20 protein-coding genes are annotated in these 21,712 nt (G+C 70.4%); 15 read left to right on the top strand and 5 right to left on the bottom strand.

Annotation, left to right across the window (positions count from 1 at the left end):
• Positions 1-9 precede the first annotated feature (9 nt).
• The 4 genes from AVS7_RS21880 (at position 10) to AVS7_RS21865 (ending at position 6,378) form a co-directional block, all read left to right on the top strand.
• Positions 10-699 (top strand): response regulator transcription factor, encoded by a 690-nt coding sequence (locus AVS7_RS21880; protein WP_034691350.1) that lies wholly within the window; start codon positions 10-12, stop codon positions 697-699.
• Positions 699-2,597 (top strand): ATP-binding protein, encoded by a 1,899-nt coding sequence (locus AVS7_RS21875; RefSeq protein ID WP_020230183.1) that lies wholly within the window; start codon positions 699-701, stop codon positions 2,595-2,597. Before AVS7_RS21880 ends, AVS7_RS21875 begins: the two co-directional genes overlap by 1 nt.
• Entirely contained in the window at positions 2,594-4,477 is a 1,884-nt protein-coding gene (locus tag AVS7_RS21870; RefSeq protein ID WP_020230182.1) for an ATP-binding protein, read from the top strand. The genes AVS7_RS21875 and AVS7_RS21870 overlap by 4 nt, the downstream gene beginning before the upstream one ends.
• A 173-nt stretch (positions 4,478-4,650) precedes the next feature.
• On the top strand, positions 4,651-6,378 hold the full coding sequence (locus AVS7_RS21865) for an IPTL-CTERM sorting domain-containing protein (protein WP_024002076.1): 1,728 nt from the start codon (positions 4,651-4,653) through the stop codon (positions 6,376-6,378).
• 94 nt (positions 6,379-6,472) lie between these two features.
• Here the strand turns inward: AVS7_RS21865 and AVS7_RS21860 are convergent, their stop codons facing one another.
• Positions 6,473-7,393, bottom strand: coding sequence for an alpha/beta fold hydrolase (locus AVS7_RS21860; RefSeq protein WP_020230180.1), 921 nt, complete (start codon positions 7,391-7,393; stop codon positions 6,473-6,475).
• 167 nt (positions 7,394-7,560) lie between these two features.
• On the opposite strand from AVS7_RS21860, the gene AVS7_RS21855 reads away from it, so the two are divergent.
• From AVS7_RS21855 to plsY, 7 genes are all read left to right on the top strand, one after another.
• Positions 7,561-8,886: an ABC transporter substrate-binding protein gene (locus AVS7_RS21855; RefSeq protein WP_020230179.1), complete on the top strand. Its 1,326-nt coding sequence runs from the start codon at positions 7,561-7,563 to the stop codon at positions 8,884-8,886.
• A 9-nt stretch (positions 8,887-8,895) separates the two neighbouring features.
• Complete coding sequence (locus tag AVS7_RS21850; RefSeq protein ID WP_020230178.1) at positions 8,896-10,632, top strand: iron ABC transporter permease; 1,737 nt, start codon at positions 8,896-8,898, stop codon at positions 10,630-10,632.
• A 4-nt stretch (positions 10,633-10,636) separates the two neighbouring features.
• The gene (locus AVS7_RS21845) at positions 10,637-11,722 is read left to right on the top strand and encodes an ABC transporter ATP-binding protein (RefSeq protein ID WP_020230177.1); all 1,086 of its coding nucleotides are present in this window, start codon (positions 10,637-10,639) and stop codon (positions 11,720-11,722) included.
• A gap of 19 nt (positions 11,723-11,741) precedes the next feature.
• Positions 11,742-12,617 (top strand): LysR family transcriptional regulator, encoded by an 876-nt coding sequence (locus AVS7_RS21840; protein WP_020230176.1) that lies wholly within the window; start codon positions 11,742-11,744, stop codon positions 12,615-12,617.
• Between the two features lie 42 nt (positions 12,618-12,659).
• Entirely contained in the window at positions 12,660-13,721 is a 1,062-nt protein-coding gene (locus AVS7_RS21835; RefSeq protein WP_020230175.1) for an aldo/keto reductase, read from the top strand.
• Between the two features lie 65 nt (positions 13,722-13,786).
• Positions 13,787-14,287, top strand: coding sequence for a Cys-tRNA(Pro) deacylase (gene ybaK / locus AVS7_RS21830; protein WP_020230174.1), 501 nt, complete (start codon positions 13,787-13,789; stop codon positions 14,285-14,287).
• A gap of 31 nt (positions 14,288-14,318) precedes the next feature.
• On the top strand, positions 14,319-14,951 hold the full coding sequence (plsY, locus tag AVS7_RS21825; RefSeq protein ID WP_020230173.1) for a glycerol-3-phosphate 1-O-acyltransferase PlsY: 633 nt from the start codon (positions 14,319-14,321) through the stop codon (positions 14,949-14,951).
• Between the two features lie 3 nt (positions 14,952-14,954).
• On the opposite strand, the gene AVS7_RS21820 is transcribed toward plsY, so the two are convergent.
• The 3 genes from AVS7_RS21820 to AVS7_RS21810 are packed head-to-tail and all read right to left on the bottom strand — an operon-like array spanning position 14,955 to position 17,086.
• Positions 14,955-15,947 (bottom strand): HD-GYP domain-containing protein, encoded by a 993-nt coding sequence (locus AVS7_RS21820; protein WP_020230172.1) that lies wholly within the window; start codon positions 15,945-15,947, stop codon positions 14,955-14,957.
• Positions 15,948-15,952: 5 nt separating this feature from the next.
• The gene (locus tag AVS7_RS21815) at positions 15,953-16,585 is read right to left on the bottom strand and encodes a TIGR02281 family clan AA aspartic protease (RefSeq protein ID WP_024002074.1); all 633 of its coding nucleotides are present in this window, start codon (positions 16,583-16,585) and stop codon (positions 15,953-15,955) included.
• A gap of 15 nt (positions 16,586-16,600) precedes the next feature.
• A complete protein-coding gene (locus tag AVS7_RS21810) occupies positions 16,601-17,086 on the bottom strand; it encodes a YajQ family cyclic di-GMP-binding protein (protein ID WP_024002072.1) in 486 nt (161 codons plus the stop codon).
• Between the two features lie 66 nt (positions 17,087-17,152).
• Between AVS7_RS21810 and murB the strand changes: the two genes are divergently transcribed.
• From murB to AVS7_RS21790, 4 genes are all read left to right on the top strand, one after another.
• Positions 17,153-18,229 carry a UDP-N-acetylmuramate dehydrogenase gene (gene murB / locus AVS7_RS21805; protein ID WP_020230169.1) on the top strand — a complete coding sequence of 359 codons (1,077 nt, stop codon included), beginning with the start codon at positions 17,153-17,155 and terminating at the stop codon, positions 18,227-18,229.
• Positions 18,230-18,351: 122 nt separating this feature from the next.
• Positions 18,352-18,654 (top strand): hypothetical protein, encoded by a 303-nt coding sequence (locus tag AVS7_RS21800; RefSeq protein WP_020230168.1) that lies wholly within the window; start codon positions 18,352-18,354, stop codon positions 18,652-18,654.
• 11 nt (positions 18,655-18,665) lie between these two features.
• Positions 18,666-20,360 carry a PepSY domain-containing protein gene (locus AVS7_RS21795; RefSeq protein WP_020230167.1) on the top strand — a complete coding sequence of 565 codons (1,695 nt, stop codon included), beginning with the start codon at positions 18,666-18,668 and terminating at the stop codon, positions 20,358-20,360.
• The gene (locus tag AVS7_RS21790) at positions 20,353-20,673 is read left to right on the top strand and encodes a DUF3325 family protein (protein ID WP_020230166.1); all 321 of its coding nucleotides are present in this window, start codon (positions 20,353-20,355) and stop codon (positions 20,671-20,673) included. Before AVS7_RS21795 ends, AVS7_RS21790 begins: the two co-directional genes overlap by 8 nt.
• Before the next feature lie 66 nt (positions 20,674-20,739).
• Here AVS7_RS21790 and AVS7_RS21785 read toward each other — a convergent pair whose 3' ends face one another.
• The gene (locus AVS7_RS21785) at positions 20,740-21,606 is read right to left on the bottom strand and encodes an MBL fold metallo-hydrolase (protein ID WP_024002071.1); all 867 of its coding nucleotides are present in this window, start codon (positions 21,604-21,606) and stop codon (positions 20,740-20,742) included.
• Positions 21,607-21,712 lie beyond the last annotated feature (106 nt).

Here is a 21,712-nt window from a genome sequence, read left to right as displayed (position 1 = left end):
ACGTATTTCATGCGTTTACCCGAGGAGGGAGCGCTGCCCGTACCGGTGCTGGTGGTGGAGGACGAGCCGCTGCTGCAGCGGCGCATCAAGGCGATCCTGGGCAGCCTGGGCTACACCGATTCGCTGGTGTTCGCGGGCTCGCTGGCGCAGGCGCGCGCCTGCCTGGCCGCGCAGCCGCCGCGGCTGGCGCTGGTGGACGTGCAGCTGCCCGACGGCAGCGGACTGGAGCTGATCCGCGAGATCCGCGCGGGCGATGCGGACGTGGGCATCCTGGTCGTCTCGGCGTGGGGCACGCACGAATCCATCCTGGGCGCGCTGCGCGCAGGGGCCACGGGCTACGTGCTCAAGGAGCGCGACGACGTGGAGGTGTCGCTGTCCATCCGCAGCGTGCTGCGCGGCGGCGCGCCGATCGACCCGTTCATCGCACGCCAGCTGCTGCGCGAATTGCCGGAGGCGGCGCCCGGCGCAGGCGCCCCCGACGCAGGGACGCAGCAGGAGGGCGGCCCCGCGCTCGACGGCCGCGAGCGGCAGATCCTGCGTCTGGTGGGCGACGGCCTGTCCAACCGCGAGATCGCCGAACAGGTGCTGCTCTCGCGCGGCATGGTGGAGGGCGTGATCCGCGCCATCTACCGCAAGCTGGCGGTGTCCACGCGCGTGGGCGCGGTGCGCACGGCGCAGGCGCGGGGGCTGCTGGATTGATGCGCTGGCTGTGGTTGGCGGCCGTGCTGGCGCTGTGCCTGCCGGGCCGGGCGCTGGCCGCCAATGCGCAAGAGGGCTGCGCGCCGCGCGTGCTGTCTGTGCAGGCCGCGCGCGCTGTGGATGATGCGCGGCCCGCGCAAGGCTGGGAAGACGTCACGTTGCCCGATGTCTGGACCCAGCGCTGGCCCGGCCACGGCGGCGCGGTCTGGTACCGCATCGACTGGGAGCGCGGATGCGCGGGCGCTGCGCCCTCCGGCGATCCGGTGGGGCTGGGCATCGACGGCATGAGCATGGCGGGCGAGGTGTACGCGGGCGGCGACCTGCTGTGGCGCGACGCCTCGCTGGCCGAGCCGCTGTCGCGCAGCTGGAACACGCCGCGCTGGTGGCTGCTGCCTGAGGCGGGCGGGCACGAGGGAGTGAACACCGTGTGGGTGCGCGTGGTGGGCGTGGCGGCGCTGTCGCCGGGGCTGGGCCACGTGCGCATCGGCCCGGCGGCGCAGGTGGGCCAGGCGCAGGCGGCGCGGCAGTGGCGCCAGCGCACGGTGTACGTGTTCTCGGCCGGGCTGTCGGCGGCGGTGGGGTGCCTCTTCGGCGTGGTGTGGTGCCTGCGCCGGGCGGAGCGCGCTTTCGGCTGGTACGCGCTGATGTCGCTCGCGTGGACGGTGTATCTGTTCACGCTGCTGGCCACCAGCCCGTGGCCCTTCGGCGGGACGCTGGCGCTGTCGCGGCTCAACATCGTCGCCTTCGTGCTGTACGTGCTGTGCTTCTGCCTGTTCACCTGGCGCTTCGGCGGGCAGCACCTGCCCCGGCTGGAGCGGGTGCTGCGCTGGCTGGCCCTGCTGGCCGCGGCGGCCGTGCTGCTGGCGCCGCAGGCCGCGGCGGCGCCGGTGTTCCTGGCGGCGTGGCTGGGCTTCGTGGCGGTGTTCTTTGCCAACTGCCTGCAGTTCCAGTGGCATGCGTGGCGGCCCCGCCCCGGCGGGCGTGATGTGCAGCACATGCTGCTGGCGCTGTGCTGGCTGGTGTTCGTGGTGGTGGGCGTGCACGACCTGCTGCTGGTGATGCAGCATTGGCGCGCGGAGCAGTCCTGGTCGTCGGTGGCCGGCCCCGTCACCACGGTGGTCATGGCGCTGCTGCTGGGCGGGCGGCTGGCGGGCAGCATGCGGCGCATCGAGCGCTTCAACCACGAGCTGGAAGAGAGCGTGGCCCACGCCCGCGCCGAACTGGCGCAGGCCCTGGCGCGCGAGCATGCGCAGGCGCTGGACAACGCCAAGTTGCAGGAGCGCATGCAGATCGCTCACGATCTGCACGACGGCCTGGGCGGCAGTCTGGTGCGCGGCATGGCGCTGCTGGAGCAGGCGCGCGAGCCGCTGCCCAACGCGCGCGTGCTGTCCCTGCTGAAGGTGCTGCGCGACGACCTGCGCCAGGTGATCGACCACGGATCGAGCGCGGGTGCAGCTGCGCCCGCCACGCCCGTGCAGTGGGCCGCGCCGCTGCGCCACCGTTTCACACGCATCCTCGACGAGATGGGGGTGGCCAGCGAATGGCGCATCGCCCCGCGGTGGCGCGAGGGTGGCGAGCGGCCCAGCGCGCTGCAGTGCCTGGGGCTGACGCGGCTCGTGGAGGAAGCCCTGTCCAACATCATCAAGCACAGCCAGGCGTTGCAGGTGCGCGTGGAGTGCGCCCAGCCCCTGCCCGGCGTGTTCGCTGTGCGCGTGGAGGACGACGGCGTGGGCTTCGACGTGCAGGCCGTGCAGTGCGCGGGCCTGTCCGTGGGCATGCGCAGCATGGCTGCGCGCGCCGAGCGCATGGGCGCCACGTTCAAGGTGGAGTCGGGGCCGGGCGGCACGGTGGTGAGCGTGGTCCTGCTGCTGCCCGAGGCGGCAAGGGCGGCGGCATGAGGCTGTGGCTGCTGCTCGCGTGGATGCTGCTGGCAGCGCGGCCGGCCTGGGCGGATGCGCCGGACGCCTGTGCCCCGCGCATCCTCGCGGTGCAGGCGGCGAAGGCCGAGGGCGAGGCCGGCCGGCCCGCGCAGGGCTGGGAAAGCGTGACGCTGCCCGAAGTGTGGACGCGCCGCTGGCCGAACCATGGCGGCGCGGTCTGGTACCGCATCGACTGGGAGCGCGGGTGTGCTGGCGATGCGCCTGTCGCGCTGGGCATCGACGGCGTCAGCGTGGCCGGCGAGGTGTTCAGCAACGGCGACCTGCTGTGGCGCGACGCCTCGCTGGCCGAGCCCCTCTCGCGCAGCTGGAACGTGCCGCGCTGGTGGCTGCTGCCCGCGTCCGGCCTGCATCCCGGCGTGAACACGGTGTGGGTCCGTGCCGTGGGGCCGTCGGCCCTCTCGCCCGGCCTGGGCGCGGTGCGCATCGGCGATGCGGGCATGGTGGCCGAGCAGTATGCGCAGAGCCTGTGGCGCCAGCGCACCGTGTATTTCATCAACGCCGTGCTGTGCGCCATGGCGGGCGCGCTGTTCCTGCTGGTGTGGGCGCTGCGCCGCAATGCGCGCGGGGGCGGCGCCTATGGCTGGTTCGGGCTCATGGCGCTGGCGTGGCTGGCCTACCTCACCACCTTCCTCGCCGAAACGCAGTGGCCCTGGCCCGATTCGCTGACGCGCGGACGCTTCGGCATGGTGGCTCTGGTCTGCTACGTGCTGTGCGCGTGCCTGTTCACCTTCCGCTTCGGCGGGCAGCGGCTGCCGCGCGTGGAGCGTGCGCTGTGGGCGCTGGCGGCACTGGGCGTGGGCGCGGTGGTGCTGGCGCCGCGCGCGGCGGCGGGGCCCTGGTTCGGCGCGGTGTGGCAGGGAGCGATGGCGGTGTTCCTGGCCAACTGCGTGCAGTTCCAATGGCATGCCTGGCGACCGCGGGCCGGTGGGCGCCGCGTGTCGCACCGGCTGCTGGCGCTGTGCTGGCTGGTGTTCGTGCTGGTGGCGCTGAACGACCTGTTCTCGGTGCTGGACCGCTGGGAGGTGGCGCGCAACTGGGCGGCGCTCTCGGGCCTGCTGGTCATCGCGCTGGTGATGCTGCTGCTGGGCGGGCAGCTGGCGCAGCAGATGCGCAAGGTGGAGCGCTTCAGCCGCGCGCTGGAAGAGGGCGTGGCCCGCGCGCGGGCCGAGCTGGCGCAGGCATCGGCGCGCGAGCACACCCGTGCGCTGGAGAACGCCAAGCTGCAGGAACGCATGCAGCTCGCGCACGACCTGCACGACGGCCTGGGCGCGGGCCTGGTGCGTGGCATGGCGCTGCTGGAGCAGGCGCGCGAGCCGCTGTCCAACGAGCGCACGCTGTCGCTGCTCAAGAGCCTGCGCGACGACCTGCGCCAGGTGATCGACCACGGGTCGAGCGCCGGCGCTGCCGTGCCGGAAACCCCCGTGCAGTGGGCCGCGCCGCTGCGCCACCGCTTCACGCGCATCCTCGACGAGATGGAGGTGCCGTCCGAATGGCGCATCGCCACGCAGTGGCAGGGCACGCTGGAGGAGGGCGGGCGCCCCAGCGCGCTGCAGTGCCTGCTGCTCACGCGGCTGGTGGAAGAGGCGCTGTCCAACGTCATCAAGCACAGCCAGGCCCGCCGCGTGTGCGTGGAATGCGCCCAGCCTTTGCCCGGCATGTTCGCGGTGCGCGTGGAGGACGACGGCGTGGGCTTCGACGTGCAGGCCGTGCAGCGCGCGGGCCAGTCCGTGGGCATGCGCAGCATGGCCGCGCGCGCCGAGCGCATGGGCGCCGCGTTCACAGTGGAGTCGCGCCCTGGCGCCACGGTGGTGAGCGTGGTGTTGCTATTGAAGCAATAGCTGCTTGCGCTTGGCTGGCAGCCGTTGAGGGCGGTTCCGTCATTGACGGAAATTGTGAGACTTCGTTCATGGCGCGGGTGGCGCTTCTTCGGTACAAGGCTGCGGTCTGCCCATCTGCCGAGTGCAGATGCGAACCAACCGGCCTCTTGCCGGGCCGCCATTCCGAGGAATCCATGCCAACCCACTCTCTTTTGTCCAGGCCCGCCCTGGCGGCACTGCTGGCCGTCGCCTGCGCGCCCGCCGTGGCGCAGGTTACATCGCTGGAGCTCACGGTCGATACCAAGAGCAATCTGTTCTTCGCGGGACGTTCGGTCACGCCCCTAACGTCCCACTGCGCTCAAAGCGGCGTGGGTGCCAGCTACCGCAGCGACGGCAAGCTGCCTCCCCACCTGGCCCTCGGTCCGGGTATCCATGCGATGCAGTTGCGGGCGACCTCCACGGAGGGCGTGGCCTACAGTGGCTCCGCGCCTCCGTCCGACGGACTCTATTCATCTCCCGACGGCACGACGACCTCCCATCCCGGCAACGTGACCGATCCCACCGGCGCCTTCAATGGCTTGGCCTTCGCTAGCCGCCTTGGCATCCTGGGAGCCGCTTTCCTCGACGGCAGCGAACCCGTTGCCACGGGCACTGCCAAGCCCGTGCAGACCTTCACGGCTGCCACCATGAACGCCGCCAGCCCCGCCTATGCGCTGGGGGATGCCTTCTTCATGGGCGACGGCACGCTCTCCGACCGCATGGGCGCGGGAGTGGCCGGCGGTGTTTCCCTTACGGATGGCGAGCAGCGCCAGAGCTTCATCGTGCCACCGGGCGCCACGCGCATGTTCTTCGGCTTCACCGACTCCTACGCCGTCAGCGGGCCCTACCGCTGCTTCACGGACAACTGGGGCGAGGTCTACGTCAAGCTGATGCTCACCACCAGCGACGACGCGGGCCATGTGCAGGCGGGCGTGGGCGGCACGGCCATCGCCAACGTGCGCGGCAACGACTACGTGGATGGCGGTATGTCCAACGCCACCGTGGCAGCCATAGGCACGTGGCCGCCGGGCATCGCGCTGGACCCGGCCACCGGCGCCGTGACGGTTGCGCCCGGCGTGGCCGCAGCCGCCTATGACATGGACTACGAACTGTGCGACACGCGCACCATGCCGGCCAGCTGCTCGCCCGCGAAGGTGCAGGTGGTGGTCACGTCTGCGGTGGCCAAGCCCATCGAACCCACCGACAACGCGGTGGCCGCCTCGAAGACCGGCGCGACGGCCACTGTCGATCTGCTGGCCAACGACAGTTTCGACGGCAGCGCCGCCACGCCCGGCAACACCGATGTGGGCCCCCAGGGCGTGTGGCCTCCGGGCATCACGCTCGACCCGGCCACCGGCGTGGCCACGGTGGACCCGGCCGTCGCCGCCGCGGGCAACTACGGCCTGAGCTACCGCCTGTGCGAGAAGGGCAGCACCACCAACTGCAAGAACGCCAAGCTCACCGTCTCGGTGGTGAGCGGCGCCGTGAACCCGATCACGGCCACGCCCGACGCCGCCACGGTGCCTCCCGGTGGGTCGGGCGAGGTGATCGCCAGCCTGCGCGGCAACGACACGCTCGGCGGCGGCAGTGCCACCACGGGCAACACCGGCATCACGCCCCTGGGCTGGCCGGCCGCGTTCACGCTGACGCCGGGCGGTGGCGTGTCCGTTGCGCCCGGCACGCTGCCGGGCACCTATGTGCTGCCCTACCGGTTGTGCGAGACGGCGGCGCCGGGCAACTGCGTGGAGACTTCCGCCACGGTCACGCTGAGCGCGCCTGCCGGAGCGGCCGCCATTCCCACCCTGGGCGAATGGGGCCTGCTGCTGACCAGCGCCGCGCTGGCCGCCATGGCCCTGCCGGGCCTGCGCCGCCGCCAGGGCTGAACGGGCACCGCGCCCGGCGCAGCAAGCCGCTCAAGCGGTTTGCTGTGCTTTTGATGGCTGCTGGCGCTCGTCCAGTAAGCGTTACAGGCGGTTTTCATTCAGAAAGAAAATCCTCGATCAGTGCCGCCACCGCCTGCGGCTGGTCGTGGTGCAGCATGTGGCCGGCGTCCTGCACCACGGCCGTGCGCGCGTTGCGCACGTGGGCCAGGCGTTCGCGGTATTCGGCCAGCGTGTAGCACCCCTTCCACCAGCGCGACAGGCTGTCGTCGCTGGCCTCGACCGACAGCACGGGCGCGGTGATGGAGGCATGAAGCGCCAGCGCCTCGTCCACGCGGTAGAGCTGGGCGCTGGCGACTTTGTGCGCGGCCTCGCCCAGGATGTGCCAGCGCCCGTCGCGGCCTTCGCGGGCCCAGTGGCGGGCCAGCCAGGTGGCCTTGTCGCCGGCCAGGCGAGGGTTGGTCTTCATGAGGCGCAGGGCCACGCCGTCGGCGCTGTCGTAGTGCGTCAGCTCCATCTCGCCGCGCTCCCACTGGCGGATCTGGTCCATCCACTGGGCGTAGCGGCCCGGCGCCTGCGCGGGCCGCGTGGCGGGCAGGCCGAAGCCCTCCAGGTTCACCAGCCGGCGGATGCGCGCGGGCCGCGCGCCGGCATACATCATGGCCACGTTGCCGCCCATGCTGTGGCCCACCAGGTCCACGCTGCGGCCGGCGGCGTAGTGGTCCAGCAGCTGGTCGAGGTCGGCAAGATAGTCAGCGAAGTGGTAGCTGTCGCACGGGGAGGGCGGCAGCGACAGGCCGAAGCCGCGCCAGTCGGGCGCGATGATCTGCCGCCCCTGGGCGAAGGCCGCGCCGAAGGCGTCCACCACGAACTGGTAGGACGCGCCCACGTCCATCCAGCCGTGCAGCAGCACGAGCGGGGCGGCGTCGGAGCGGGCCTCGCCCCAGAGGCGCACGTGGTAGTTGAGCGTGCGGATGCGGATGGATTCGGTGCGGGCAGGGCGTTGGACTTGGTACATGAGGGCGGATTATTTCGCGGCTGCGCGCCGGCCGCAGTCGCACAGGCGCATGGGTACAAACCCGATGCCGCACCGCGCTGATGCGCGGCATCAGAAACAATGATTGGCAGGCGCTCCGCCAGAGCCCTACAGTGGCAAGCCACACCTACTACGACAAGGAGACAACCATGCAACGCAGCCCTTTCAAGGCGACTGTGGCGGCCGCCCTGGCCGCTGCCTGCATCGGCGCGCAGGCGGGCACGGTCACGGTGCTGACCTCGTTCCCCAAGGAACTCACGACGGCCTACCAAAAGGCGTTCGAGGCAGCCAACCCCGGCATCAAGATCGAGATCCTGAACAAGAACACCACCGCGTCCGTGGCCTACGTGCGCGAGCTGCCCGAGGGCCAGCGGCCCGACGTGATGTGGGCCAGCGCGCCCGATGCGTTCGAGGTGCTCTCGCGCTACAAGCTGCTGCAGCCCGCGCCCGAGACGGTGAACAAGAGCGCGCCCGCGAAGATCGGCAACTACCCGCTCAACGACCCGCAGGGCATGTACTACGGCCAGGCGCTGGCGGGCTACGGGATGATGTGGAACACGCGCTACCTGCAGGCGCACAGGCTGCCGGCCCCCAAGGAGTGGAGCGACCTCACCCGGCCCGAATACTTCGGCCACGTGGCGATCTCCTCGCCCTCGCGTTCGGGCACCACGCAGCTCACGGTGGAGACCATCCTGCAGGGCGAGGGCTGGGAGAAGGGCTGGGGCCAGATGCTGCAGATGATGGGCAACGCCGCCGCCGTCACCGACCGCAGCTTCGCCGTGCCCGATGGCGTGAACAACGGCCAGTACGGCATCGGCATCGTGATCGACTTCTTCGGCCTCGCGGGCAAGTACTCGGGCTTCCCCGTGGACTTCGCCTATCCGGCCATGACGGCCGTGGTGCCCGCCAACATCGCGCTGATCGCCGGCGCCAAGAACGCTGACGAGGCCAAGAAGTTCATGGCCTTCACCATGTCCGCGCCGGGCCAGCAGCTGCTGTTCGACCCGAAGATCAGCCGCCTGCCGATCCTGCCCTACAGCATGCTCAAGGCGCCCGCGGGCTACCCCGTGCCGCAGGAAGTGGCCGCGCGCGCCAAGGTGCAGTTCGACTCGCAGCTGTCCGAGTCGCGCTACCCGGTGGTCATCAGCCTGTTCGACCAGATGGTGACTTTCCGCCTCAAGGAACTGCAGGCCGCCACCAAGTCCATCCACGAGGCGGCCAAGGCCCTCAAGGCCAAGCCCAACGCCAAGGGCAGCGAGCTGCTGGCGCAGGCGCGCAGCCTGGCGTACACGCCGCTGGTGGGCGAGGCCAACGTGAAGAACGAGGAGTTCCTGGAGCTGTTCCGCAAGAGCCGCCGCGACGTCGCCGTCTCCAAGCAGCTCACCGGCATGGAGCAGATGTGGGCCGACAAGGCACGCGCCAACTACGAGCGCGCACGCCAGCTGGCCGACGAAGCGCGCGGCCTCGCCAGGTAAGCGCAGGCCATGCAGGCAACCACCACGCGGCCAGGCCTGGCGCGGCGCGGCCTGGCGTGGCCCGGCCTGGCCGGGCCGGGGCCGTGGATCGCCTTCGGGCTGATCCTGGCCTTTCTGCTGTGCTTTCTGATCGTGCCCGTGGGCACGGTGATCTACACGGCCTTCGTCAACGAGGCGGGGGGGCTCACGCTCGGGCACTTCGGCAACTTCTTCGGCCAGGGGGTGTTCCGCGAGTCGTTCTTCAACAGCCTCATCGTGTCGCTGGCCAGCGTGTTCTTCGCCAGCCTGATCGCGGTGCCGCTGGCTTACCTCACGGTGCGCTTCGAGTTCCGCGGCGCGCTCCTGATCCAGACGCTGGGCGTGCTGCCGCTCATCATGCCGCCCTTCGTGGGCGCCGTGGCGCTGCAGCTCATCTTCGGGCGCAGCGGGTCGGTGAACCTGCTGCTGAACGACTGGTTCGGCTTCACCATTCCCATCATGGACGGCCTCGTGGGCGTGACCTTCGTGGAGAGCATCCACTACTTCCCGTTCATCCTGCTGAACCTCGTGGCGGCCATGCGCAACATCGACGGGGCGATGGAGGAGTCGGCCCTGAACCTGGGGGCGCGGGGCTGGCGGCTCTTTCGGCGCGTGATCTTCCCGCTGGCCATGCCGGGCTACCTCGCCGGCGCGGCGCTGGTGTTCGTGAAGGTGTTCGACGACCTGGGCACGCCGCTGGTCATGGGCGTGACCAACATGCTCGCGCCGCAGGCCTACCTGCGCATCACGTCCATGGGCATCGAGGACCCGCTGGGCTACGTGATCAGCGTGATCATGATCGTGTTCTCCATCCTCGCGCTGTGGCTGGCCGCGCGCGTCATGAAGGGCAAGGACTACGCCACCATGCAAAAGGGCGGCAACGCGCTGCAGAAGCGCCGCCTTTCCGCCTGGGAGTCGGTGCTGGCCTACGGCTGGATCCTGTTCGTGCTGGCCGTCACGCTGGCGCCGCACATCGGCATCCTGCTGATGTCGTTCTCCAAGGTCTGGAGCTTCTCGGTGCTGCCCGACGCCTACACGCTGGAGCACTACGCCACCGTGTTCAGCGATGCAGGCGGCATGATCGGCAACACGCTGCTCTACTGCGTGCTGGCCGCCGGGCTGGACGTGGTGATCGGCACCGCCATCGCCTACCTGATCCTGCGCACGCAACTGCCCGCGCGGCAGTGGCTGGACTACCTGGCCTCGGCGGCGCTGGCGATCCCGGGGCTGGTGCTGGCCATCGGCTACCTGCGCCTGTTCAAGGGCGTCAACTTGCCGTTCACCGATACGCCGCTGGTCGGTACCTGGGTGCTCATCATGCTGGCCTATGCGGTGCGGCGCCTGCCGTATGCGCTGCGCTCGTGCATGGCTGCTTTGCAGCAGGTGCACGTTTCGCTGGAGGAGGCGGCGCAGAGCCTGGGCGCCACGCGCATGTCCACCATCCGGCGCGTGATGGTGCCGCTGATGGCGGGCGGCATCCTGGCGGGCTTCGTCACCAGCTTCATCACGGCGGCGGTGGAGCTGTCGGCTACGCTGCTGCTGACCTCCAGCGAAAGGCAGGCGCCGATGAGCTACGGCATCTACCTCTACATGCAGAGCATCGCGGGCCGCGGTCCGGGGGCCGCCCTGGGCGTGCTGGCCGTGGTGGTGGTGGGCCTGGGCACGTATTTCTCGCACCGCTTCGTGGAGCGTTCGCGCTCCACCGTGGCATCGTCCTCGAAGGAATGAAACCATGAACAAGGCATCCCTCGAATGCCGGCACATCAGCCTGGCCTACGGCGCCACGCCGGTGCTGCGCGACGTGAACCTGAAGATCGAGCCGGGCGAGTTCTTCGCGCTGCTCGGCCCCTCGGGCTCGGGCAAGTCCACGCTGCTGCGGCTCATCGCGGGCTTCAACCGCCACCAGAGCGGCGAGCTGCTGATCGACGGGCAGGACATCACCGGCGTGCCCCCGCACGCGCGCAACGTGGGCATGGTGTTCCAGAACTACGCGCTGTGGCCGCACATGACGGTGTGGGACAACGTGGCCTTCGGCCTGGTGGAGCGGCGCGAGACGAAGGACGCCATCCGCCGCAAGGTGGGCGCGGCGCTGGAGCTGGTCGGCCTGTCCGACTATGCGCAGCGCCGCCCGGCGCAGCTCTCGGGCGGGCAGCAGCAGCGCGTGGCGCTGGCACGCACCATCGTCATCGAGCCCAAGCTGCTGCTGCTGGACGAGCCCCTCTCCAACCTCGACAAGCAACTGCGTGTGCAGATGCGCGAGGAGCTGAAGAACCTCCAGCGCAAGCTGGGCCTGACCACCATCTTCGTCACCCACGACCAGGAGGAGGCCATGACCACGGCCGACCGCATGGCGGTGCTCGATAAGGGCATCCTGCAACAGGTGGGCTCCGCTGCCGGGCTGTACGACTTTCCGCAGAACCGCTTCGTGGCGGGCTTCGTGGGCACGGCCAACCTGCTGGAGGGCGAGGTCACGGCGCTCTCGGGCGAGACGCTCACCTTCCACGCGCGCGGCCTGGGGCCGCTCACGCTGCCGCGCCCGGCCGAGCCCCCGGCCGTCGGCGCGGCGGCGCTTGCCTTCCGGCCGCACCAGGTGAGCATCTGCGTGCGCGACGAGCAGGGCGACGCCTCGCGCGTGTGGCTCGACGGACAGGTGGAGAGCGCCGAATTCCTCGGCGAGTTCTCGCGCTACCGCGTGCGCGTGGGCGAGGTGGCGCTGGTCACCGACCAGCCGCACTACGCGGGCATCGCCATGTTCCCGCCCGGCGCGCAGGTGCGCTTAGGGGTAGAGCCCACGCAGCTGCGCTACCTCGACCGTTGAGCGCGTTACGCTCGGCGGCATGGAGATCTACCAGGTACGCGCCTTCGTCACCGCCGCCAAGCTCGGCAACGTGACGCGCACGGCCGAGGCGCTGCACCTCACGCAACCTGCGATCACCGCGCAGATCAAGGCGCTGGAGGAAGAGCTGGGCGTGGCCCTGTTCGACCGCCGCCCGGGCCGCATCAGCCTCACGCGCGCGGGCGAGGCGCTGCTGGCCGAGGCCGAGGAGGTGCTCACCGCCGCGGGCCGCCTGCAAGGCCGCGCGCGCGAGCTGCAGGGCGAAGTGACGGGCAGCTTCGCCATCGGCACCGTGGCCGACCCGGATGCCCTGCGTCTGGGCTCGCTGCTCGGCGGCCTGGTGCGCACGCTGCCGCTGCTGGAGATCAAGACGCGCGGCGGCGCGGCCGAGGAGCTGCGCGAGCAGGTGGCGGCCGGCCTGCTGCAGGCCACGTTCTACATCGGCCCGCACATCCCGCGCGAGGTGGCGGGCCTGGCGCTGCAGACGCAGCACTACCGCATCGCCGGCCCCGCGGCCCTGCGCGCGCAGCTGCTGCACGCGGGCTGGCGCGACATCGCGGCCCTGCCATGGATCGGCGCGCCCGCGCAGCACCACGTGCAGACGCTGCTCAAGGACGTGTTCGCGCGCCAGGGCCTCGCGCCGCGCCAGGTGATCGAATCCGACGAGCCCGCGCTGCCCCTGGTGCGCGCGGGCGTGGGCCTGGCCCTGCTGCGCGAGGACGTAGCCCTGCCCGCCAGCGAGCAGGGCGAGGTCGTGGTCTGGCCCCATGCCCGCGTGGGCGCGCAGCTCGGCTTCATCTACCCGCGCGCGGCCGAGCACGACCCGGCCACCGTCGCAGCGCTGTCTGTGCTGCGCGGCGTGTGGGGACTGCCGTGACGCGATGAGCGCGCGATGTGCCGAATCCGTACACTCGCGCGCATGAATACCGTCCCCCTCGGCCAAAGCGATCTGCACGTTTCCCCCATCTGCCTGGGCACCATGACCTTCGGCGAGCAAGTCGATGAGCCGCACGCCCACGCCATCCTCGACCGCGCCGTGGAGCGCGGCGTGAACTTCCTCGACACGGCCGAGATGTACGCCGTGCCCGCACGCGCCGAGACCTATGGCGCCACCGAAACCATCATCGGCCGGTGGCTCAGCGCGCGCCCCGGCATGCGCGCGCGGATCGTGCTCGCCACCAAGGTGGCCGGCCCCTCGCGCGGCATGCCGTGGATCCGCGAAGGCAAAGGGATGACGGCGGCCGACATCGCGGCCTCGTGCGACGCTAGCCTGCGGCGCCTGCAGACCGACGTGATCGACCTCTACCAGATCCACTGGCCCGAGCGGCACGTGCCCGCGTTCGGCAACCTCTACTACGACCCGGCCAAGGAAGTCAGCACCACGCCGATCCGCGAGCAGCTGGAGGCGCTGGCCGGCCTGGTGAAGGCGGGCAAGGTGCGCTATGTCGGCCTCTCGAACGAGACGCCCTACGGCGTGCACGAGTTCGTGCGCCTGGCCGAAGCCCACGGCCTGCCGCGCGTCGCTGCGGTGCAGAATCCGTACTGCCTGCTCAACCGCAGCTGGGAAAACGCGATGGACGAAACCTGCCACCGCTTGAATGTCTCGCTGCTGGCCTATTCGCCCGTGGGCTTCGGCCTGCTCACCGGCAAGTACGACCGGCACGCGCCCACCGACCCCGGCGCGCCGCAGGAGGCGCGCATCGCGCGCTACGAATCGGTGCGCAAGCAGCGCTGGGGCCGCCCCGAGGCGCTGGCTGCCGCGCGCCGCTATAACCAGCTCGCGCGCGACCACGGCCTGTCGCCCACGCAGATGGCGCTGGCCTTCTGTTACCAGAACTGGCGCGTGGCCAGCACCATCATCGGCGTGACCTCGCTCGCGCAATTGGACGAAGACCTCGACGCCTGGAGCACGAAGCTCTCGCCCGAACTGCTGGCCGCGATCGACGCGGTGCGCTGGGAGATGCGCGATCCGGCGCAGTGAGTCGAAGGGAAAAAATAGGCTCTAGCGCCCGTCCATCCAGCGCGGGCAGCTATTGTTTTTGAAGAATGGCAAAGAAAGACAAGACTGCGCACGTCAGCGAAACCCCCGCCACGCAGATGCTGCGCGCCCACGGCGTGGAGTTCAGCGAGCACCCTTACGACTATGTGGAGCATGGCGGCACGGGGGAGTCCGCGCGGCAGCTCGGGCTCGACGAGCACACGGTGGTCAAGACGCTGGTGATGCAGGACCAGGACGCCAAGCCGCTCATCGTGCTCATGCACGGCGACTGCAAGGTCTCCACCAAGAACCTCGCGCGGCAGATCGGCGCCAAGAGCGTGGAGCCCTGCAAGCCCGAGGTGGCCAACCGCCACAGCGGCTACCTGGTGGGCGGCACTTCGCCCTTCGGCACGCGCAAGCAGATGCCGGTGTTCATCGAGGAGAGCATCCTGCAGCTGCCTCGCATCGCCATCAACGGCGGGCGGCGGGGCTTCCTGGTGCAGCTCGATCCGCAGGCGTGCGTGCGGCTGCTGGGAGCGCGGCCGGTGCAGTGCGCGCTGGCAGAATAGGCCGCCGCAAAAGAACAACCGAGGATCTGCCTTGACCGCCGTGTATTCCCTTCTCGCCACCGTGGCCGCCTACCTGCTGGGCTCCCTGTCGTTCGCCGTTATCGTGAGCCGCGTGATGGGGCTGTCCGATCCGCGCACCTACGGCAGCAAGAATCCCGGCGCCACCAACGTGCTGCGATCCGGCTCCAAGGCGGCCGCGGCCGTCACGCTGCTGTTCGACGCGGCCAAGGGCTGGCTGCCGGTGGCGCTGGTGCGCTGGTTCGGCGCACCCTACGGGCTGGAGGAGGGCACGATGGCCCTGGTGGGCCTGGCCGCCTTCCTGGGCCACCTGTGGCCGGTGTTCTTCCGCTTCCAGGGCGGCAAGGGCGTGGCGACGGCGCTGGGCGTGCTGCTGGGCATCAGCGGCTGGCTGGGGCTGGCCACGCTGCTCACCTGGGTCATCATCGCCGTGTTCTTCCGCTACTCGTCGCTGGCCTCGCTGGTGGCGGCCGTGTTCGCGCCGTTCTTCTACGTGCTCGGCGGCGGCGTGGCCTGGTACACCGATGCGCGCGTGGGCCTGGCCATCGCCGTGATGTCCGGCCTGCTGGCCTGGCGGCACAAGGAGAACATCAAGCGGCTGATGCAGGGCAAGGAGTCGCGCCTGGGCGCCAGGAAAAAGGCCTAGGGCCTAGAGCGTGTTTGCGCGGTGCGCGGCATACAGGCCGATGCGCACCATGGTGCGGTGGCTCAGTTCCACCGTGACCGCCGAACGCGCCAGCGCCGACTGGATGCGCGGCCGGCCGCGCACCGTGTGGTAGAGCGCCGGGGTGCCCAGCGCTTCGCCCTTGGCGTCGAGCAGGCTGGCCACCAGCGGAAAGTTGGCTTTCTCGCTCCGGCGCAGCACCACGGCGGTTTCGCCGTTGTCCAGGCGCACGAAGGTGCCGGGCGGGCACAGGCCCACGGTGCGCACCAGCGTGAGGCTCACTTCGTCACGCTGCTCGTCGTCCTGGCCCACGATGGCGCGCACCGAGTCGGTGGCGCTCTTGCCCGCGCGCGACTTGCGCGGGCTGATCATGGCGGCGTAGCGGTCGATGGTGCCGAGGATGCGGTTGAGCCGCTCCTGCGCGGGCAGGGAGGCGAGCGGCGCGCTCTCGGGCAGCGGCGCGTGGTGCTGCGCCACCACGTCCAGCCAGAGATCGTCGGTGACATGCAGCTCCTCCAGCATGTCCATGCCGGCCTGCGGATGGCGGGCCACGTCCTGCTGCTGCTGCGCCGTGAGCGGCTCGCGCTGCGCGGCCAGTTCGTCCTGCAGCGCCGTCATGCCGATGTTCATGGTGAACGCCGCGCGCACCAGGCTGTCGCGCTCGTGCGGCGGCAGCGCCAGCTCCTGCGCCAGGATGTGGCACAGCGTGCCGCAGACCAGCGCGTGTGAGGCGCTGTAGCCCACCGTGGAGGTGGTGGCGAGCTGGAACATGAGGTACAGCGCGGCGTCGATGTCGTGCGCCACCAGGTCCTGCAGCCAGCGGTCGCACTGGCGCACCTTGGCCGTGAAGTCCTGCGCCTGCGCAGGCCGCGCCAGCAGCATGGACAGGGCCGACTCCAGGTCCGACCACTGGCCGAGCAGGTCCTCGTATTCGCTGTCGGGCGGCTCGGCGCCATGGGGCTGGGGCAGGGCGGACATGGTTTTCAGGGGCGTTGCTGCAGCACCATCTCGTCGCCAGCGCGGCTCATCTCGAAGGCGCGCAGGAAGCTGTTGCCCAGCAGCACGTAGGGCATGGGCTGTGGCGTGACGATGGCGTCCACGCCGCGCAGCTCCAGCGTGCCGGCGCGCACGGAGTCGAGCCGCACGCGCCAGCCCTGGGCCGTGCCGTTGGCGGTGCTCATGAGCACGGGCTGGCCGTTCTCGGCCTTCAGGCCCATGCGCTGCGCTTCGGGCAGGCCGATGGCGACCGTGGAGGCGCCGGTGTCCACCATGTACTGCATGACGCGCCCGTTGATGAATCCGGTGTTGACGAAGTGCCCGCGCGCATCGGCCTTGAGCACCAGGCGCTGGCCCGCGCCCGGCGTGGCCACGCTCACCGGCGCCTCGCCCAGGCGCAGCGTGCGGCGGCCGCCGTCCACGTCCACCACCGCCTCGCCCTGGCTCACGGAGACCACGCGCACGCCCTGGTGCGCCTCGCCCGCCGCGACGGCGCGCGGCGTGCCGCCATCGACCACCAGCAGCGCCTTGCTGCCCAGGATGCCCGCCAGCGCCACGTTCTGCGCATGCGCCGCCATCGCTGCCAGCGAGAGCATTGCGGCGAGGAAGGGCGCGCGCATGGAACCCGCCGGGCGCTAGTCGCGGAAGTTGTCGAAGGTCAGCGGCAGGTCGGCCACTTCCTTGCGGATCAGCGCCATGGCGGCCTGCAGGTCGTCGCGCTTGGCGCCGGTGACGCGCACCTTGTCCTCCTGGATGGCGGCCTGCAGCTTGAGCTTGCTTTCCTTGATGAGCTTCTGGATCTTCTTGGCCTGCTCGCTGTCGATGCCGTTCTTGACCTTCACCAGCTGCTTGAGCTTGTCGCCGCCGATCTTCTGGGGCTTTTGCACGTCGAGGAAGCGCACGTCCACGCTGCGCTTGGTGAGCTTGCCCCGCAGGATTTCCTCGACCTGCTGCAGCTGGAACTCGGCGTCGCCGAACAGGGTGATTTCCTTGTCCTTCAGCTCCACGGCGGCGGAGGTGCCCTTGAAGTCGAAGCGCGTGCCGATCTCCTTGGCGGTGTTCTCCACGGCGTTCTTCACTTCGACGAAGTTGGCTTCACAGACGGTATCAAAAGACGGCATGGCGGAACTCTCGGCTACTCGGTACAAACCCGCGCTCCGCGAAGGCGGGGTGCGACAATCCGGCCGATGTTAGTCGAGAAAAACGTCTCCCTGCAGCACAGCAACACCTTCGGCATCGCCGCGCGCGCCCACACGCTGGTGCGCGTGCGCTCGGAGCAGGACGTGCACGACGTGCTGGCCGACCACCGGCTGGTCCGCCAGCCCCTGTTCGTGCTGGGCGGGGGCAGCAACATCGTGCTGACGGGCGACGTCAAGCCCGTGGTGCTCAAGATGGAGATCAAGGGCCTGCGCCTGCTGGAGGAAACCGACCGGGGCTGGGTCGTCGAGGCCGGCGCCGGCGAGGTCTGGCACGAGGCCGTGGCCTGGACGCTGGCGCAGGGCTACCCCGGCCTGGAGAACATGGCGCTGATCCCCGGCACCGTGGGCGCGGCGCCCGTGCAGAACATCGGCGCCTACGGCGTGGAGCTGCAGGACCGCTTCCATTCGCTCGACGCGATCGACCTGGCCACGGGCCGCGCCTTCACGCTCGACGCGGCGCAGTGCGCCTTCGGCTACCGCGACTCGGTCTTCAAGCACGCGGCGCCGCAGGCGCCGCACGAGGGCAGCGGCTTGCCGCGCGGCATGGGCCTGGCCGGGCGCGCGGTCATCACCCGCGTACGCCTGTGGCTGTCCAAGGAATGGCGCCCCGAGCTGGGCTACCTCGACCTGGAGAGGAAACGCGCGGAAGCCGGCACCGAGCACCCCACGGCCCGGCAGATCTTCGACTGGGTGTGCGAGATCCGCCGCGCCAAGCTGCCCGACCCGGCCGTGGTGGGCAACGCCGGCAGCTTCTTTAAGAACCCCACGGTGACGCCCGAGCAGTGCCAGGACATCATCGCGCGCGACCCCAAGGTCGTGCACTATCCGCTGCCGGACGGCACCATCAAGCTGGCCGCGGGCTGGCTCATCGACGCCTGTGGCTGGAAGGGCAAGACGGTGGGCAAGGCCGGCGTCTACGAGAAGCAGGCGCTGGTGCTGGTCAACCGCGGCACGCGCAGCGACAGCGTGACCGGCGGCGAGGTCATGACGCTGGCCAAGGCCATCCAGACCAGCGTGTACGAGCGCTTCGGCATCCGGCTGGAACCGGAGCCGGTGGTGGTGTAGGCCGCCGGCCGCTTTCCTTTTGATAGCTTCCTGCGCTTGCTGGGAAAGCGCTGGAGGGCGATTTGGCATGCGATCCTCATGTCCGCGATAATGCAAACAGTTCTCATTTTCTGTTTGCCCGCATGACCGCCAGCCTCGCCACCCGCCCCCGCCTGCACGCCGCGCTGCGCATCGCCGCCGCCGTGCTGGGCGGCTACGCCTTCACCTGGGGCTTCATCGCCCTGGGGATGTCCGGCCTGTTCGCGCTGGGCATGCCTTTCCACGACGCCGAGCACCTCGTCAGCATCCTGGGCATGCTGGTGTACCTGACGGCTTTCCTGTGGGCCTTCGCGGCCCGCAGCCTGGCCCGCGTGTGGATCGTGCTCGCGGGCGGCGGCGCGTTCATGGCGGCGGCAGCCTCGGTGCTGCAAGGCGTGCTGGCGTGAAGGAGGCCGCGATGTTCCCGAATTTCCGCCTGGCCATGGCCTGGCTGCACACCTGGTTCGGTCTGGCGCTGGGCTTCGTGCTCATGGCCTGCTTCTTCTTCGGCGCGCTGTCGGTGTTCGACCGCGAGATCGACCGCTGGGCGATTCCGCAGTCGCGCTTCGCGCCGCAGCCCATGCCCTCGTTCGACAAGCTGCTGCGGCCGGTGTTCGAGGACATGCAGCCCAGTAAGCAGAGCCTGGACTTCATGCGCGACCGCGTCAACGGCGCGCTGCCCGAGCGTTTCGACACTGTGCGCCGCTGGGGCGCCTACACCACGCACCGCGACCCGGTGCTGGGCCTGTTCGCGGGCTACGAGGTGCCCAACGCCAAGGACCCGGAGCAGGGCGTCTGGGGCAACCGCACCATCGACCCGCGCAGCGGCGCGGCGCTGCCGGACGACCGGCTCAAGATCGGCAGCCAGTTCTTCTACCCGCTGCACTACAGCCTGAACCTGCGCTGGGCGGGCCTGGGCACCTGGATCGTGGGCTTCGCGGCGCTGGTGATGCTGGCGGCGCTGGTCAGCGGCGTGGTCATGCACCGTAAGATCTTCCGCGAGTTCTTCACCTTCCGCCCGAAGAAGGCCGCGCAGCGCAGCACGCTCGACCTGCACAACATGACCGGCGTGCTGGCGCTGCCGTTCCACTTCTTCTTCGCCTTCACCGGGCTGGTGATCTTCGCGGGCATCTACTTCCCGGTGTCGCACACCCAGCTGGAGCCGCTGCACGAGCTGCACGAAAAGCTCGAAGCCGAGGAAACCGGCCTGCCGCACGACCGTGCCGGCGTGGCCGCGCCGCTGGCCTCGGTGGACGCCATGGTGGCCGAGGCCCAGCGCCGCTGGGCCGCCAGGGGCATGGCGGGCGAGGTGGGCTTCCTGGGGTTGCAGCACGTGGGCGATGCCAACGGCTACGTCAGCATCTACCGCGCGGGCACCGACCGCATCGCGCTGGTGGGCGACGGCATCCACTTCCAGGCCAGCACCGGCGAGGTGCTGCGCGAGGACCCGCCGCCCACCGCGGTGGACAGCGTCAACACCTTCCTCACCGGCCTGCACCTGCAGCACTTCCGCCACTGGCTGCTGCGCTGGCTGTACGTGCTGGGCGGGCTGATGGGCTGCGTGTGCATCGCCACGGGCTTCATCTTCTTCGTGGAAAAGCGCAAGAAGCAGCATGCCAGGCAGGGCAGCCAGGGCGCGCGCGTGGTCGATGCGCTGGCCGTGACCACCGTCACCGGCATGCTGCTGGCCTCGCTCACCCTCCTGATCGCCAACCGGCTGCTGCCCGACGTGTTGCCCGCTGGCTGGCCGCGGGGCTTGCAGAACAGGGGCGACATGGAGCAGTACCTGTTCTGGGCCGGCTGGGTGGCGGCCATGGCACATGCCTTCGTGCGCAGCGCTCCGGTGGCGCAGGGCCGCCAGAACCCGGCGTGGCACGAGCAGTGCTGGGCCGTGGCCGCCATGGCCGTGACCGCCGTGCTGCTCAACTGGGTGACCACCGGCGACCACCTGCTCAAGACCCTGGGCGCGGGCTACTGGCCGGTGGCGGGCGTGGACCTGTTCATCCTGGCGGGCGGCGCCCTGGCCGCGTGGGCCGCGCGCCGGCTCAGGCAGCGCGCACAGGCTGCGCCCGCCGCCCCCGGCCTGGCCGCAGCGGAGGCTGCCCATGCATGACGCACTGCTGCTGACCGCCGCCGTGGCCTGCGCCGTGGCGGGCATGGGCTGGCTGGCCCTGGCCATGGACGTGCATTGGGAGCAGGTGCGCGGCGCCGACGCGCCCCGCCCCGCCCAGACGATGCGCCTGCGTGCGCTGGGCACGCTGGGCCTGCTCGGCGCGCTGGGCCTGTGCCTGGCGGTGGACCATGCGTCGATGGCCTCGCTGGTGTGGGTCATGGCCCTGGCCTTCGCCGCGCTGGCGGTGGGCCTGGCGCTGGCCTGGCGCCCGCGCTGGCTGCGCGTGCTGGCCTGGGCCGGCGGGGCCGGGTAGGGCTCCTGTTTTCATAGCTGCCAGCGCTTGCCCAGAAAGCGCTGGAGCCCTGAAACGCTCAAGGAATCACCAGGCCATCTCGCCCTTGTTCACCTTGGCGCCCAGGTCGAGCGAGGCGCTTTCGCCCAGCTGCGGGTAGGCCGCGCGCAGGGCCTGGATGACGCCCGCGCTGTCTTGCGACTGCTGCAGCGCCGCCTCGAACCTGACCAGGTAGCCGCGCGTGAAGTCGATCACCCCGGCGTCGGTCGCCGTGCCGGCGGCCATGTGGCCCGGCACCACCACGCGCGGCTGCAGGGCCTTCATGTCGTCGAGCTGGGCGATCCAGGCCTGGCGCTCGGCGGGCTTTTGCGTGTCGGCCGTCCACACGTGCATGTTGCCGAACAGCGCCACGTTGCCCACGATGGCGTGCAGCGACGGCACCCACACGTACGGGCGGTGCGCCAGCGGCCCGGTGGTGCCGCGCAGCTCCACGGCCTGGCCGTCCACGGTGAGCGTGGTGCCCGCCAGGGCCTCGGGCAGCACCGGCCGCGCGGGGGCGTTCACGCCCATCTTGGGGCCCCAGAACGCGAGCTTGCCGGCCATCTTGGCCTGGATCTTCTCGCGCACGGCGGGCGTGGCCACCACCTTGGCCTGCGGGAACAGGGCCTGGAGCGTCTCGGCGCCGAAGTAGTAGTCGGGGTCGGCGTTGCTCACCAGGATGGTGGTAAGCGTCTTGCCGCTGTCGAGCACGTTGGCGGCGATGCGGTAGGCGTCGGCGCGCGTGAAGCCGGTGTCGATCACCAGCGCCTCCTTCTCGCCGCTCAGCAGCACGGAGTTGACGTGGAAGCTGTTCGCGTCGGCGTTGTAGACCGTGAGCCGCAGCGGCCCGGCGGCGTGGGCGGCGCCGAAGGCCAGGGCGAGCGTGGTGGAGAGCAGGGTGGTGCGCAAAGTCATGGAGAAGTCCGGTTGAAAAAAACGATGGACAGGACTTTATTGCTTGAAACGAAACAGATAAACGGCTCAGAATGTGCTTGATTGTTTCTTGATTCGCGCAAATACC

Source organism: Acidovorax sp. MR-S7 (assembly GCF_000400995.2).
Taxonomy (GTDB): domain Bacteria; phylum Pseudomonadota; class Gammaproteobacteria; order Burkholderiales; family Burkholderiaceae_C; genus MR-S7.
This window is presented reverse-complemented; position numbering and strand designations above follow the sequence as displayed.